Below are 16,146 nucleotides of genomic sequence, written 5' to 3'. Positions count from 1 at the left end.
CAGATGCCGGTTGCAGTTGCGTCCAGCGCGAACCAGGCCGCAACGCGCGCCATGTCACTTCTTGCCCCAGTCCTTGAACTGCGACGCCAGATCCGTTGGCGCGTCCGGCGGCGTTCTGATGCCTTGCGCCTTGCGCATCGCATAGGTCATCAAGCCAGGAACGGTGGTCACGAACTCGCCGATCGACTTGGGGACCGGCCAGATGTTCGGATCGTTCGGTTCGACCGTGCACTCGGCTTCCACCTCCGGCGGGAACACCGGCTGCTTGCAGCTCTTGAACACCAGCCAGCGCACCACGGTGAAGGTGCCGATGAAGGGCGAGAGCAGCACGCGCTTGAACGGCGTGTCCGCATTGGTGAAGCCAACCGCCGAGATCAGGCAGTTCTTCCAGGTCGGCGCCACCGACAGTTCGACATACTTGTCCAGCGGATGCTCGGCCACGGCCTCCGGGCCTTCTTCCATGTAGCGACGGATGAACTCCCACATCTCCTTGACTGGTTCGTCGCGCTCGGCGCAGTGGCCTAGTGCGAAGGTGTCCTTGACGATAGTACCGTCTAGAATCTCGCCACGGATGTCGCGCAGGAACTTCATGTCGGTACCGCGGCCGATGTGGAAGAAGACCTTTTCCCACGGAACGATCAGTAGGCCGCCGTCGCGTTCTTCGCGGAAGACGTAGATTTTGCGGGTTTTGCGGTTGAAGCGGATTGGGTAGTAAACAAAGCGGAAAAATTCGCGACACAGCCAGATATAATACAATACAGCTCCAAAAAAAGCGGGCATCATCGACAGCAAAAGAAGCAAAACGAACGATGAATTCCCCCTGGGAATCCCATAAATTAAAACGGGAGAAAAAATAACCCCTCCCAAAAAAACAATAAAAAATACTGAAGTATTTAACATTCCCCGGTACAAAAACCGCCTATCAATCCAATCAATATAGACGGAGTTGATTGAAACCAATGCCAGCCGCTGTGCTGGCATGATTTCCACTTGCCTCTCCAAGGGGAGCGACATTGACCGTTCTTCAGCAGAAAAATCTCTATTGATCGAAAACCTCTTAAACCAACCCGTATACATTAATAGACCTCCTAAGATTTTCCAATACCTTCAAGCGCGATCTGTTGCTGAATCAATCCCTTGAACGCAGATGAAGTGCCTCCACCTTGGTCAGACCTCCCGAACTGGGTATCTACAAGCCAGTCCTGAAGTGCGTTCGGCTTAATCCAATAAACAACCGCCATAATAATTGCTATGACAATCCCTATTATCAATCCAATCCCCGCCACGCCTACAAATAGCAGCATGACAGCTGCACCAATGGATGCCAATCCTAGAACAATAATTGAATATCCAATCAAGGGATGCTTGGCTCTAGTATCCAATCCATCTTTAATCGCCAACACCCCCCCAATCACCCCACCAGCCACGCCCATCAGCTTGCCCGCGCCCGTAAACCAACCGGCCCGCGACTCGATCACCACCGCCTGGAACCTGAACTGCCAACTCAACCGGGTCTGGCCCCAGGGCGTTTTCTCCAGGACCATGCCCGTCGTTTCAGTCAGGCCACCGACCAGTCCGATCACCCCGCCGGCCATGTTGACCCGTTCGCTCCACACCTTGTCGTCCTCGGCCTTCATCAGTTTGCCGTACGACAGGTACAACGTGATCGAGGACAGGATCGCCTGCGCCACCGCCACCTTGACCTCCACGCTCGCGATCTTGCCCACCGTGTCCTGCATCAGCGTGTCGAACTGCTGGGCGCTCAGCACGTCCGCCATCCCGGCCTTCAACGCAGCGCCGCTCTTGCCCTGCAGCTGCGCGACCTTCGATTCGTCGATCAGCATCACCGCCCGGAACGGGTAGCGTTCGGCGGTGTCCATCACCGGCCGCAGCGTCGGCCTCACCGCACCGCGCAGTGCGCCCTCCTGGCCGCCGCCCAACGACGCCACCAGGTTCGCCAGCAACTTGGTGGCCTCGCTCAAGGTCCGCGTGCCGCGCAGATCGATCATCCGCAGGGTCGGATTCTCCGAGCGCGCCACCGCGCCCAGCAGCCCCAGTTGCCACTTCGATGGCAAGCCGAGTGCGGCGAACGTGGCGCCGCTGTCCAAGGCCTTGCCCAGTTCGTGCACGATCGGCCCGCTCAACTGGTACATCAGCCTGGCGATGCCATCGGTGTACGGCTTGGTCAGCTCTCCCTTGGCACCGGCCACCAGCACGTCCTTGAATTTGTCGTGGAATTTCTCGACAAATTCGGGCAGGAACGGGTCGGTCTCGCTGCCTTTCTTTGCCGCATCGTTCCATGTCGCCTGGATCAATGGCGCGTAATTCAGGTTCAATGCGCGCGTCACCCAGGATTCCGGTTTCGACGGGTCCTGTTGCAGGCTCTCGAGCAGGTAGTCGAACACAGCGCCTCTGCCGCTGGCGTTGGACAGCATCTGGTTGGCGAGCGCCGTGTAGGAGGCGCCGCTACCCAACGCATTGGGATCGAAGTTATGGCTCAGATAGTTCGACAATGACGTGCTTTTGAGCCACGCGATGTAGGGCGCATCCAGCTTCGCCAGCACGCTGGTGCCGAACGCTTCCAGTTGCTGGGGATACTCCTGCTCCACCACGCGCCGCTGTGCGTTCTGGTCGAAATACTTCGTGTACTTCTTCCACTCCTCCTTGCCCAGCGCAGCGGCATTGGCCTGGCTGCGCTCGCGAACCCTGGCATCTTCCTGCGCACGCGCCTGGTCGCGCTGCTGCTGCTTTGCGATACGCTCACGCATCGCCGCCTGCGCCCCCTCGGTCATCGACGTCCACAGATACGAGCCGGCATCGGCCACACTCTGCGATTCGTCGATATTGGCCATGCCGTCGGCTGTGCGCGACAGCGCCAACTAGGCCGCACCGCGCGCCATGTCACTTCTTGCCCCAGTCCTTGAACTGCGACGCCAGATCCGTTGGCGCGTCCGGTGGCGTTCTGATGCCTTGCGCCTTGCGCATCGCATAGGTCATCAAGCCAGGAACGGTGGTCACGAACTCGCCGATCGACTTGGGGACCGGCCAGATGTTCGGATCGTTCGGTTCGACCGTGCACTCGGCTTCCACCTCCGGCGGGAACACCGGCTGCTTGCAGCTCTTGAACACCAGCCAGCGCACCACGGTGAAGGTGCCGATGAAGGGCGACAGCAGCACGCGCTTGAACGGGGTCGTGGCGTTGGTGAAGCCGACCGCCGAGATCAGGCAGTTCTTCCAGGTCGGCGCCACCGACAGTTCGACATACTTGTCCATCGGATGCTCGGCGACAGCCTCCGGGCCTTCCTCCATGTAGCGCCGGATGAACTCCCACATCTCCTTGACCGGCTCGTCGCGCTCGGCGCAGTGGCCCAGTGCGAAGGTGTCCTTGACGATAGTGCCGTCGAGAATCTCGCCACGGATATCGCGCAGGAACTTCATGTCGGTGCCGCGGCCGATGTGGAAGAAGACCTTGTCCCAAGGAACGATCAGCAGGCCGCCGTCGCGTTCTTCGCGGAAGACGTAAACCTTGCGGGTTTTGCGGTTGAAGCGGATTGGGTAGTAAATAAATTTAAAAAATTCATACCTAGGTAAGGCCCAGTATAAAACCGCCCCACACAGAAGCGCAAAAGGAACTAGAAACTTCAAACCCCATTTAGCCCCCTCAGTAAAGTCGCCAAAAAAATACTCAAAACAAAGAAATAATGCAATTCCAATAAATCCAATCGCCCCAATGGATACAAATGAGGTATTCAACATTCCGCGATAAAGGAAACGCCTATCGACCCAGTCAATGTATGACGAGTTTATATTTATCAATCCAAGCCGCTGAGAAGGAATTGTATTTTCCTGCATATCCCGCAGAAGAGCCGAAGATTTTTCCCCCTCCTCCAAAGGCCTGTCAACTCTAAAAGGTCTCGACCATCCAGTAAACATTTGACCACCTAAGATTTAGCGATATTTTCCAATGCAATCTGCTGCTGCGCCAAACCTTTGAAACCATTCTTCTCTCCACCCCCATCACTCCTCCCATAAAGAGTATCTATCAAAAAATCCTGCAATGCATTTGGCTTAATTAAATATACCACAACCATAATTACTGCAACAATTAAACCAATTATTATTCCAATTCCCGTAGCGGAGGTAAGAAGCAAGAATGCGGCGACAACAGAAATAAATCCTAGCGACATAATTAAAGTTCCAATTACAGGATGCTTTGCGAGTGTCTTAAATCCATCGACGATAGCCAGCACACCGCCAATTACTCCACCAACAACTCCCATCATTTTACCTACCCCAGTAAACCAACCGGCCCGCGACTCAATCACCACCGCCTGGAACCTGAACTGCCAACTCAACCGGGTCTGGCCCCAGGGCGTTTTCTCCAGGACCATGCCCGTCGTTTCGGTCAGGCCACCGACCAGTCCGATCACCCCGCCGGCCATGTTGACCCGTTCGCTCCACACCTTGTCGTCCTCGGCCTTCATCAGTTTGCCGTACGACAGGTACAACGTGATCGAGGACAGGATCGCCTGCGCCACCGCCACCTTGACCTCCACGCTCGCGATCTTGCCCACCGTGTCCTGCATCAGCGTGTCGAACTGCTGGGCGCTCAGCACGTCCGCCATCCCGGCCTTCAACGCAGCGCCGCTCTTGCCCTGCAGCTGCGCGACCTTCGATTCGTCGATCAGCATCACCGCCCGGAACGGGTAGCGTTCGGCGGTGTCCATCACCGGCCGCAGCGTCGGCCTCACCGCACCGCGCAGTGCGCCCTCCTGGCCGCCGCCCAACGACGCCACCAGGTTCGCCAGCAACTTGGTGGCCTCGCTCAAGGTCCGCGTGCCGCGCAGATCGATCATCCGCAGGGTCGGATTCTCCGAGCGCGCCACCGCGCCCAGCAGCCCCAGCTGCCACTTCGATGGCAAGCCGAGTGCGGCGAACGTGGCGCCGCTGTCCAAGGCCTTGCCCAGTTCGTGCACGATCGGCCCGCTCAACTGGTACATCAGCCTGGCGATGCCATCGGTGTACGGCTTGGTCAGCTCTCCCTTGGCACCGGCCACCAGCACGTCCTTGAATTTGTCGTGGAATTTCTCGACAAATTCGGGCAGGAACGGGTCGGTCTCGCTGCCTTTCTTTGCCGCATCGTTCCACGTCGCCTGGATCAATGGCGCGTAATTGAGGTTCAGTGCGCGCGTCACCCAGGATTCGGGTTTCGACGGGTCCTGTTGCAGGCTCTCGAGCAGGTAATCGAAGACAGCCCCTCTGCCGCTAGCGCTGGACAGCATCTGGGTGGCCAGCGCGGTGTAGGCGATGTCGGTTGCAAGTTGCGTCCAGAGCGAACCAGGGCGCAACGCGCGCCATGTCACTTCTTGCCCCAGTCCTTGAACTGCGACGCCAGATCCGTTGGCGCGTCCGGCGGCGTTCTGATGCCTTGTGCCTTGCGCATCGCATAGGTCATCAAGCCAGGAACGGTGGTCACGAACTCGCCGATCGACGTGGGGACCGGCCAGATGTTTGGATCGTTCGGTTCGACCGTGCACTCCGCTTCCACCTCCGGCGGGAACACCGGCTGCTTGCAGCTCTTGAACACCAGCCAGCGCACCACGGTGAAGGTGCCGATGAAGGGCGAGAGCAGCACGCGCTTGAACGGCGTGTCCGCATTGGTGAAGCCAACCGCCGAGATCAGGCAGTTTTTCCAGGTCGGCGCCACCGACAGTTCGACATACTTGTCCAGCGGATGCTCGGCCACGGCCTCCGGGCCTTCCTCCATGTAGCGCCGGATGAACTCCCACATCTCCTTGACCGGCTCGTCGCGCTCGGCGCAGTGGCCTAGTGCGAAGGTGTCCTTGACGATAGTGCCGTCGAGAATCTCGCCACGGATATCGCGCAGGAACTTCATGTCGGTGCCGCGGCCGATGTGGAAGAAGACCTCGTCCCACGGAACGATCAGCAGGCCGCCGTCGCGTTTTTCGCGGAAGACGTAAACCTTGCGGGTTTTGCGATTGAAGCGGATTGGGTAGTAAACAAAGCGGAAAAATTCGTTCTTTAAAAAAACAACATAGAAAATCAAGGATGCCATCAAAGACATCAGCCCCATCACTCCGATTGCGAGAGCTCCACGCCCTCCTTCTGCCATTCTCGAAAAACAAAAAAATGCAAATGCCAAAAAGCCAATTAGACCGATAAATACAACCGACATGTTGAGCATTCCTCTATAAAGGAATCTTCTATCTATCCAGTCAATAAATTTCGAATTTATTGAAATAAGACCAAGTCTTTGCGCAGGAACCAAGCCTTTTTGCCGCTCTTTATTTAGAGCAGAAGACCTGACTTCGGGGGTTAAATTCCACCCTTTTGGAAAACCCTTTATCCAGCCCGTATACATTATATTAACCTTTCCCAAGCGCTTCTAAAGCAATATTCTGCTGCGCCAATCCTTTAAAGGCGGACTCGGTGCCGCCTCCTTGATCAACCAGGCCAAACTGAGTATCTGCCAGCCAATCCTGCAATGCATTAGGCTTTATCCAGTAAACAACCGCCATAATGGCGGCAATTATCAAGCCTATTATTATTCCCATTCCTGCAACGGCAGAAAATAGCAACATAACTGCGGCAATGATGGACACAATCCCTAGCCCTGCGAGCAACACACCAATGAAAGGATGTTTTTTATACGTCTCAACACCATCCTTCATCGCCAACACCCCCCCAATCACCCCACCAGCCACCCCCATCAGCTTTCCAGCTCCAGTAAACCAGCTCGCCCGCGACTCGATCACCACCGCCTGGAACCTGAACTGCCAACTCAACCGGGTCTGGCCCCAGGGCGTTTTCTCCAGGACCATGCCCGTCGTTTCAGTCAGGCCACCGACCAGTCCGATCACCCCGCCGGCCATGTTGACCCGTTCGCTCCACACCTTGTCGTCCTCGGCCTTCATCAGTTTGCCGTACGACAGGTACAACGTGATCGAGGACAGGATCGCCTGCGCCACCGCCACCTTGACCTCCACGCTCGCGATCTTGCCCACGGTGTCCTGCATCAGCGTGTCGAACTGCTGGGCGCTCAGCACGTCCGCCATCCCGGCCTTCAACGCAGCGCCGCTCTTGCCCTGCAGCTGCGCGACCTTCGATTCGTCGATCAGCATCACCGCCCGGAACGGGTAGCGTTCGGCGGTGTCCATCACCGGCCGCAGCGTCGGCCTCACCGCACCGCGCAGTGCGCCCTCCTGGCCGCCGCCCAACGACGCCACCAGGTTCGCCAGCAGCTTGGTGGCCTCGCTCAAGGTCCGCGTGCCGCGCAGATCGATCATCCGCAGGGTCGGATTCTCCGAGCGCGCCACCGCGCCCAGCAGCCCCAGTTGCCACTTCGATGGCAAGCCGAGTGCGGCGAACGTGGCGCCGCTGTCCAAGGCCTTGCCCAGTTCGTGCACGATCGGCCCGCTCAACTGGTACATCAGCCTGGCGATGCCATCGGTGTACGGCTTGGTCAGCTCTCCCTTGGCACCGGCCACCAGCACGTCCTTGAATTTGTCGTGGAATTTCTCGACAAATTCGGGCAGGAACGGGTCGGTCTCGCTGCCTTTCTTTGCCGCATCGTTCCATGTCGCCTGGATCAATGGCGCGTAATTCAGGTTCAATGCCCGCGTCACCCAGGATTCGGGTTTCGACGGGTCCTGTTGCAGGCTCTCGAGCAGGTAGTCGAACACAGCGCCTCTGCCGCTGGCGTTGGACAGCATCTGGTTGGCGAGCGCCGTGTAGGAGGCGCCGCTACCCAACGCATTGGGATCGAAGTTATGGCTCAGATAGTTCGACAATGACGTGCTTTTGAGCCACGCGATGTAGGGCGCATCCAGCTTCGCCAGCACGCTGGTGCCGAACGCTTCCAGTTGCTGGGGATACTCCTGCTCCACCACGCGCCGCTGTGCGTTCTGGTCGAAATACTGCGTGTACTTCTTCCACTCCTCCTTGCCCAGCGCAGCGGCATTGGCCTGGCTGCGCTCGCGAACCCTGGCATCTTCCTGCGCACGCGCCTGGTCGCGCTGCTGCTGCTTTGCGATACGCTCACGCATCGCCGCCTGCGACCCCTCGGTCATCGACGTCCACAGATACGAGCCGGCATCGGCCACACTCTGCGATTCGTCGATATTGGCCATGCCGTCGGCTGTGCGCGACATGGCCGTGTTCCAGCGCACGTCGTCTTCGACGGCGCCGTGTTGCACCGCTTCACGCAGGGCATCGATCAGGACCGCGGTTTCATGCTTCCACTTGCGTTGCGGGTCTTCGCTGAACTCGGTACTGCGCTGCAGCGCCAGACCGTTGAGTTCGATCGCCACGCCGGCCGGGTCGTCCAGCGCCACCAAGGCCGCGCGAAACGGAGACGCCGCTTGCGTTGCCCACTTGACCATCTCCGCGGCGTCGCTGCCATCGGCATAGAACGGCTGCGTGGAGAATGCCCACGCGGCGCAGGTCACGCGGCCCTTGCCGGCAAGCGCCGCTCCTGCAGCAGCCGGAAGCAGCTGCTGCAGCAATGTCGAGCTTGCCTGGCGGGCGCGCTTGGCAATCGCGTCGTTACCATTCAGTTCGCCAGCGCTTTTGAAAGGCACTGGAAGCAATTTATTGACGTATGCCTTGGTTTCGCCATGCAACTTCTCGGGCGTTGTCGCGTACTCCGCCACGCGGCTGGCGAGCTCGGAGAAATCGGCCGCGTGCTTCAGCTCGCCGCCAGCACGCCACTGGGCGATATCGATACAACGCATATGCGCTTGCCGATAGGCCGCATCCGCATTCTTTTTCAGAACGTCCGGCGTCCACGTGACATCGGAGAAGCCGAGCCATATCTTGGTCGCACGCGCCGCATCCTTGACCGTGATGCAGCGTGCGATGAAAGCATCCCCCGCCCGCGAGCAATTGAAGTTCACCTTGCCCCAACCGCCGGGAGGTACTTGCGCATCCGGATCGAACTCGAACAAGTAGCCGCCTTGCGTCACGACATAGGCGGACCACTCCTTTCGGAATTCGTCGTAGACGTAAAGATACCCCTCGCGCAATATCCGGAGCGTGTAGTCGGCGAGGTCTTTCGGCAAGGAAAACTGTTCTTTTCTCTGTTCTTTTTCGGCAACGACGAAAGGCGACGCGACACTTGGCGCCCCGCCCATTCCCTGTCGCGCCAAGGCATAGCGCAACGGGAGAACGGGCAGCCCTTTCTTGTTGCAGAACTGGCAACTGGCTTTTTGAATCTCTCCAACCGATACGTTCATAGCTTGTGTCCTTTCTTCATCACGCGCCAGCGAGCGGCCGCAGCGGAGTTGTCATTTCGGCACAGAGGCCGACATACGATGCTTCACCTTCGCAGGCCCGCTCCAGTTTCCGGCGCACCTCCTGTTGCTCGTGAATGCCTTCCCCGAATTGGAACGCCTGCTCCACGAACAGCGCACGATCGCGGCGATCCCGCAAACCGTAGGTCTGCAGTGCCTTGACGAGCAAGCGATCCACTTTTTGCGCGGTACTGTTGCTTTTTTCCAGATCAGGGATGAGACGACCGAGGCGTGCCAGGCATTGGTTGAGTTCCGACAACCGCAGAATCTGTCGCCATTGATCAGCAGAGAACGTCAGATGCAATGGCGCAGTCCTGGCGAGCGAGGTTTTCTCGCGGTGGGTCCAGATCGGACACTCCTGGGGCCACGCCAGCCGATCGATCGGGCCGAGCAAGGCCTCCCATTGTTCCCCACTCAGTATCCAGTCAAGATGCTGAAGCACGCGAGCGTCGTGGACACGCACTACGTCATGCATCCGCCTGACCGTGTCGTATTGCTGCATCTGGCGGGCCAGATGCCCCGCCACACCGACGGCTGGCGCGGCGGATTTCAGGAGGACGCAAAAGTAGAAGACCTGTGCGAAGGAATGCAGTGAAACGTGGCGCTCGAACAAGTCCATACGGGCGTGCCGATCCAGCTGACCAAGATCGATCAGCCGCGGGAAAAGCTGCGCTTGCGACTGATAGCGGCTAGGCACGATCGGAAGGTTCGGCAAGTCTTCCCACCCGGCATCGTCCAGTTGAATCGGATTGACGACGGCAAAATCGTATTCAAGAAATGTATTTTCAGTGATGGGCCAGCGCTGCACGTCACGCCGCTCCCATCGTTCCAGCACCAGCAGAATCCGCGGCCAGCGCGGTGTATTCACACAGCTTGTGGCTGGCGGATGGCATCACGGGGCTCATGGATGCCCCCTGCGGCCCCGTCCACACCCGATGCCCGCCCTTGAACTCGATCGTCCCCGGCGCGCCCAGTTCGATGTCGTCGCCGTCCAGCTTGATGTAGGCGCCGGCCGCCGTGGCCAGCAGGTGCTTGGTCGGCGCGGCGAGCTGGATGTCGGCGGTGGTGCTGACGATCCTGACCTGGGTCTTGGCTGCGAGCTTGGCCTGGTTCCTGTGCGCGCGGGCGCTGAGCGTGCCTTGCGCGGCGTGCAGGGCGATGCCGCGCTCCTGGTTGGGGCTGCCGGCGACCGGGGCGCTGCCCTGGGTGTACAGCACCAGCCCGCCGGCCACCGCCAGCACCAGCTGCGCCTGGCTGGCCCAGTTCAATGCGGTGCCGGCCAGCAGCGCGGTCTGCGTCCCCGACACCCACACCTGATCGGCCGGGGTCAGGCTCATCATGCCCGCGCTGCCGCTGCCCAGCAGCGCCGGGCGGCTCCAGCCCGGCGCCTGGCCGTCGCCGCCCTGGAGCTGGCCGGCGGCGCTGCCGTTCTGTGTCGCCTTGAGGCTGGCCTGCAGGGTCTTGAGCCCGTCCTGCGCCGGCAGCGTGGCCGGCTCGTCGGGCAGCTGCGCCTGCTGCTGCCGGGCCGCATCGGCCAGCGCCTGCAGTAGCTGTTCGCCCTGTTCCAGCTGCGACAGCGCCTGGCTGGCCGCCAGCTGCTGCTGGCCCGGCTCGCTGCTCAGCAGCAGGCCCTGGCCGGCGCGCACCGCGCCGTAGGCCTGCGTGGACAGGTCCACCCCGAACCCGCGCTCGCCTTCGCGCAGGTTGTCGCGGCCGCCCTTCAGGTGGCCCAGGGTCAAGGTGCTGGCGTGCTGGGTGGTCGACAGCTGCGCGCGGCCCTGGCCGGGGGTATCGTCCAGCTGCAGCTGCTGGTAGCCGCCGGTGCCGTCCTGGCTCTGCGCCAGCGCCTGGCTCTTGAACCCGGTGAACACCGCGCCGTGCGCGTTGCCCTGGAACCACGCCGGCGCATTGCCGGTGGCCCCGGCCCCGCCGCCGCCGACCTGGTTGTGCGCCGCGTCGTCCTGGCCGCGCCCGTTGTACACGCTGCCGATCACCACCGGCCGGTCGATGTCCCCTTCCAGGAACCCCACCAGCACTTCCTGGCCCTTGCGCGGCAGCACCACGCCACCCCAGTTGTCCCCGGCCCACGGCGTCATCACCCGCACCCAGGTCCACGCCGATGCGCTGCCCGGCGCGTTGTCCTCGCCCCCCGGATGCGCCAGCGCGCTGCTGGCGTCGGCCCCGCGCTGGAACGGGAACTGCACCTTGATCCGGTGGTCGCGGTCGGACTGCACCGGGTCGCCGTCGCTGACCACGATCGCGCTCAACGTGCCGGCCACCGTCGGCTTGGGATGCAGGCGCAGGCCATGGCCGTCCTCGGTCTGCGGCCGGTAGGTCGCCGTGGCCGGCAACGCGGTGAACTGGTTGCGGTAGAACTCCACTTCAGCGTCGTCCTGCGCCGGCGCATACCCGCCGCTCAGGCCCGCCAGCGCCGACGGCAGCGGCGCGCCGGCCACCGCCACCGCGCCCAGCGACTGCTCCAGCGCGTCGAATACGTCCGCGCCCAGGTTGTTGCGCGCCTGGTGCCGCACCTGCAGGCACAGGAACGCCGCATCGGCCGCCACACCCGCATGCTGGCTCAGCGCGAAGCGCGTGCCCGGCGCCAGCTGGCGCCAGGTCCCCTGGCCCTGGATGGTCTGCGCCGCCACCTGCTGCGCATCGAGCTGCTGCTGTGCGCGCCGCTGGCCGCGCGTGCTGTCCTGCCAGCCGTACGGCCCGGCGGTGTCCACGTCCGCGGCGTCGATGTCGCCCAGCGGCGTGGCTTCGGCGCCGGCCGGGCGCAGGCCGCGGCTGCGGTAGTCCCAACTGGCCCGCGACAGCGTGGCGGTGCGCCAGCGCCGCGCCGGCGACCACTGCTGCACGCTGTCCTGCTGCTCGGTCACGTCGTGGCGGTGGTAGCGCACCGTGCCCAGCGCGGCGAAGGCGGCGTTGTGGTCCGACAGCACCAACGTGTGCGTGCCGCGCGTGTCGCTGTCGGCGGCGCCGGTGTGCTCGAACCAATAGGCGATGCCTTCCTCGGCCAGCAGCCGGCGCAGGAACGCGACGTCCGTCTCTTCGTATTGCGTGGTCAGGCTGCGCTTGGCGTACGTGCTGCGGTCGGACAGCTCCCAGCGCCACGCCGGCGCCAGCGCGCCTTGCTCGGCGTAGTCGGCGAACACGCTCTCGGCGATCTCCACCACGCTCATGTCCTGGAACACGTAGCTGTCCACCCGCTGGGCCAGCAGCGCCAGCCACGGCTCCACCACCAGCCGGTAGCGCGCCAGGCCGCCGTTGCTGCCGAGCCGTTCGAACGCGGTGACATGGCCGTGGAACGGGCGCAGCGCGGTACGCGACTCGGCGGTGAGCAGTTCCAGCAGGACCGGCTGGCCGAGCAGGTCGTCCAGGGGCAGGCCGGCGTTGGCCGACAGTGCGCCCACGTCGAAACGGAAGCCGCCGCCGTCGACCGACTCGTGGCCGTCCAGGGTCTCGGCGACCAGCACGTCGGGGCCAAGCGCGGTATGCAACCGCAACAGCCGTTCTTGCTGCCGCGGGGCGGCGCTCAGCGCGGAAAGTACTGTGGCGACCGGGTCCATATGTGCTCCTTGCGATTACAGATCGGCCGCCCGCGCCTGGCGGCCAAAGGCCGCGCGAGCGCGGCCTGGAGGGTGGCGCGTGGTGAAGCGGCTCAGGCGGCGATGATGCGTTCTAGCTGCAGCGACGGGCTTTCGGTGCATTGCAGCTTGAACTCGCGGCCGGCGGCTGTGATCGCCACTTCGCGCACGTTGCTGACCAGTTGGTTGGCCTTGCCCTGCGTCGGCACCTGCATATTGATGCGCCAGCAAGTGCGCTCCATCAACGAGGCCAGCGCACGCGCATCGGCGCGCGCGTCGGCGGCGGCATTGCTCAGCAGTTCGACTACGTGCTCCGGACGCAGGCGGTTCCAGCTGCGAAGGCTGTCGGTCTGGCGGCTTGCCCGTCCCACGGCCAGGCTGTCGCAATGGGCAATGGCTTTGGCGCGGTTGTATCCGTAAAAATCCATGGTGTTCCTCCTTGGTGATGGACTGCGGGGGTCAGGATAACTTGTATTTGAACGCGCCGTTCTTGCCGGCGCCTACCTTGATGGCGTTGATTTTGCCGCCTTCGGCCATCGCCGCGAGTACGCTCTCGGCGATTTCCGGCAACAGCGTCCCATTCAGAATGTGGTCGACGTTGCGCGCGCCCGAATCCACCTCCGTACAGCGCGCCAACACCGCCTCCACCAGGCTCTGGTCCCACTGGAAGGCGGCCTTGTGGTTGGCGGCCACGCGGTCGCGGATGCGGCCGAGCTTGAGCGCGATGATCTGCGCCAGCACGTCGTCGCTGATCGGGTAATACGGCACCACCTTCAGCCGGCCGAGGAAGGCCGGCTTGAAGCTGCGCATCAGGATCGGGCGCAACGCCTCGGCCAATGCGTCGGCGGCCGGAATCTCCTCGGCCGGCTTGTTCAGGCAGGCCTGCATGATCTGCGAGGAACCGACATTGGACGTGAGGATGATCAAGGTGTTGCGGAAGTCGATCTCGCGGCCTTCGGCATCGTCCATCACGCCCTTGTCGAACACTTGGAAGAACATCTCCAGCACGTCCGGGTGCGCTTTCTCCACCTCGTCCAGCAGCACCACGCTGTACGGGTTGCGCCGCACCGCCTCGGTCAGCACGCCGCCCTCGCCGTAGCCGACGTAGCCAGGCGGAGAGCCCTTCAGCCCGGACACGCTGTGCGCTTCCTGGTACTCGCTCATGTTGATGGTGATCAGCTTGCGCTCGCCGCCGTACAGGATGTCGGCCAGCGCCAGCGCGGTCTCGGTCTTGCCGACGCCGGACGGGCCGACGAACAGGAAGACGCCACGCGGCTTGTTCGGGTCTTCCAGCTTGGCGGTGGCGGTGCGCACGCGCTGGGCGATCGCGGCCAGCGCATGGTCCTGGCCGATGACGCGCTCGACCAGCAGGCTGTCGAGGTTACGCACGGTGCGGATCTCGTCCTTGACCATGCGCCCCAGCGGCACCCCGGTCCAGGCCGAGACGATCTCGGCGACCACGCCGCCGTCGACCTGCAGCGGCACCATCGGGGTTTCGCCCTGCAGCTCGCCCAGCTCGGCGAGCAGCGCGTCCAGCTGCGCGTGCTGCGGCGAAGCCGCCGCGGTGACCTGCTTCGCCGCGCCGCGTGCCGGCTTGGCGGCGGCGGCGCCGGCAGCCGCGGGTTCGGCGGCGGCCGGCGCCGCTTCCAGCTGCGCGCGCAGGGCGACGATGCGCTCGGCCAGTTCGCGCTCGCGCACCAGCCGCGTCTCGTTGTCGGCCAGCACCTTACGTGCGCTTTCCTGCGCCTGCAGTAGCTCGGCCACGCGCGCATCGTGGTGCCGGGCGCCGCCGGACGTCTCGCGGTTCAACGCGGCCAGCTCCGCGGCCAGCCGGTCCAGGTGCTTGCGCGTGTCCTCGATGATCGCCGGCGTGGCGCTCTGCCCGAGCGCGACCTTGGCGCAGGCGGTATCGAGCACGCTGACCGCCTTGTCCGGAAGCTGGCGGCCGCTGATGTAGCGGTGCGACAGGCGCACCGCCTCGGTGACCGCCTCGTCCATCACCCGGATGCCGAAGTGCTTCTCCATCAGCGGCACCATGCCGCGCAGCATCGCCGCGGCCAGCGTCTCGCTCGGCTCCTCGACCTTGACCACCTGGAAGCGCCGCGCCAGCGCCGCGTCCTTCTCGAAGTACTTCTTGTATTCGCTCCAGGTGGTGGCCGCGATGGTGCGCAGCTCGCCGCGCGCCAGCGCCGGCTTGAGCAGGTTCGCCGCGTCGTTCTGGCCGGCGGTGCCGCCGGCGCCGATCATCGTGTGCGCCTCGTCGATGAACAGGATGATCGGGTGCGGGCTCTTCTTGACCTCGTCGATGACGTTCTTCAGCCGGTTCTCGAACTCGCCCTTGACGCTGGCGCCGGCCTGCAGCAAGCCCATGTCCAGCACATGCAGTTCCACCCCCTGCAACACGTCCGGCACGTCCTTCTCGGCGATGCGCCGGGCCAGCCCCTCGACGACCGCGGTCTTGCCGACGCCGGCTTCGCCGGTGAGGATCGGATTGTTCTGGCGCCGCCGCATCAGGATGTCGATCACCTGGCGGATCTCGCCGTCGCGGCTGATCACCGGGTCGATCTGCGCATCGCGGGCGCGCTGGGTGAGGTTGGTGGTGAACTGGTCCAGCGCCGGGGTCTTGGTCAGGCCGCCCTTGCCGTCCGGCGCGCCGGTGAGGCCATCGACCGGGTCGCCGCCGGCGTCGGCCTGGCCGGCATCGGCGAAACGCAGGCTTTGCCCGGCTTCCTGCGAGCCTTCGGTGAGGCGGGCGAAGTCGTGCTTGAGCGCATCGAGTTTGATCTTCACGAACTGCTTGGAACCGCGGTAGGCCAGCTGCGACAGGTCTGGCTCGGTCAGCAGCGCCAGCAGCAGATGACCGCTGCGGATGCGCGTGGTTTCCGAATCCAGCGAGGCGATCAGCCAGGCGTGCTCGAACAGCGTGGGCAGGTGCTGGGAAAATACCGGCGTGCGCGTATTGCCGGCCTTGAAGCGGCCGACCTCCTCGCTGAGATCGCGTTCCAGCGTCTCCGGCGAAATGCCGCAGCGGCGCGCGATCAGGACGAAATCGCTTTGCGGTTGCTCCAGCAGCGCCAGGAACAGATGCTCCAGGTCGACTTCGTAGTTGCCGCGCGCCATGCACAGATTGGCCGCGCGCTCGGCCGCCTGCCGGCAGGTGTCGTCGAGTTTGCTGATCAGGGTCTTGAGATTGATGCTCATGCGAAAACAGGACGCTCCATGCTGGCGGTTTCATGATGTGGCGC

General features: G+C 62.8%; 10 protein-coding genes. All 10 read right to left on the bottom strand.

Going from position 1 to position 16,146, the window contains the following annotated elements; genetic code table 11:
• Positions 1-54: 54 nt before the first annotated feature.
• The 10 genes from ISN38_RS15965 to tssH all read right to left on the bottom strand — a co-directional run bounded on the left by ISN38_RS15965 (position 55) and on the right by tssH (position 16,102).
• A complete protein-coding gene (locus ISN38_RS15965; protein ID WP_338404640.1) occupies positions 55-981 on the bottom strand; it encodes a DUF6708 domain-containing protein in 927 nt (308 codons plus the stop codon).
• Between the two features lie 107 nt (positions 982-1,088).
• Complete coding sequence (locus ISN38_RS15960) at positions 1,089-2,852, bottom strand: T6SS effector BTH_I2691 family protein (RefSeq protein WP_241753959.1); 1,764 nt, start codon at positions 2,850-2,852, stop codon at positions 1,089-1,091.
• 49 nt (positions 2,853-2,901) lie between these two features.
• A complete protein-coding gene (locus tag ISN38_RS15955) occupies positions 2,902-3,933 on the bottom strand; it encodes a DUF6708 domain-containing protein (protein WP_058362854.1) in 1,032 nt (343 codons plus the stop codon).
• An 8-nt stretch (positions 3,934-3,941) separates the two neighbouring features.
• Positions 3,942-5,363, bottom strand: a complete 1,422-nt coding sequence (locus ISN38_RS15950; RefSeq protein WP_241753958.1) for a T6SS effector BTH_I2691 family protein — start codon at positions 5,361-5,363, stop codon at positions 3,942-3,944.
• Entirely contained in the window at positions 5,360-6,382 is a 1,023-nt protein-coding gene (locus ISN38_RS15945; RefSeq protein WP_058359182.1) for a DUF6708 domain-containing protein, read from the bottom strand. The genes ISN38_RS15950 and ISN38_RS15945 overlap by 4 nt, the downstream gene beginning before the upstream one ends.
• Before the next feature lie 4 nt (positions 6,383-6,386).
• Positions 6,387-9,254 carry a T6SS effector BTH_I2691 family protein gene (locus tag ISN38_RS15940; RefSeq protein WP_206711900.1) on the bottom strand — a complete coding sequence of 956 codons (2,868 nt, stop codon included), beginning with the start codon at positions 9,252-9,254 and terminating at the stop codon, positions 6,387-6,389.
• A 19-nt stretch (positions 9,255-9,273) separates the two neighbouring features.
• Positions 9,274-10,179, bottom strand: coding sequence for a hypothetical protein (locus ISN38_RS15935; protein ID WP_230939231.1), 906 nt, complete (start codon positions 10,177-10,179; stop codon positions 9,274-9,276).
• Positions 10,121-12,883: a type VI secretion system Vgr family protein gene (locus tag ISN38_RS15930; protein ID WP_206711899.1), complete on the bottom strand. Its 2,763-nt coding sequence runs from the start codon at positions 12,881-12,883 to the stop codon at positions 10,121-10,123. The genes ISN38_RS15935 and ISN38_RS15930 overlap by 59 nt, the downstream gene beginning before the upstream one ends.
• A gap of 92 nt (positions 12,884-12,975) precedes the next feature.
• Positions 12,976-13,329: a hypothetical protein gene (locus ISN38_RS15925; protein WP_029996228.1), complete on the bottom strand. Its 354-nt coding sequence runs from the start codon at positions 13,327-13,329 to the stop codon at positions 12,976-12,978.
• Between the two features lie 31 nt (positions 13,330-13,360).
• The gene (tssH, locus tag ISN38_RS15920; protein ID WP_206711898.1) at positions 13,361-16,102 is read right to left on the bottom strand and encodes a type VI secretion system ATPase TssH; all 2,742 of its coding nucleotides are present in this window, start codon (positions 16,100-16,102) and stop codon (positions 13,361-13,363) included.
• Positions 16,103-16,146: the final 44 nt, after the last annotated feature.

The sequence above is a fragment of the Xanthomonas translucens pv. undulosa genome, assembly GCF_017301775.1.
In the GTDB taxonomy this organism is placed as follows: domain Bacteria; phylum Pseudomonadota; class Gammaproteobacteria; order Xanthomonadales; family Xanthomonadaceae; genus Xanthomonas_A; species Xanthomonas_A translucens.
This window is presented reverse-complemented; position numbering and strand designations above follow the sequence as displayed.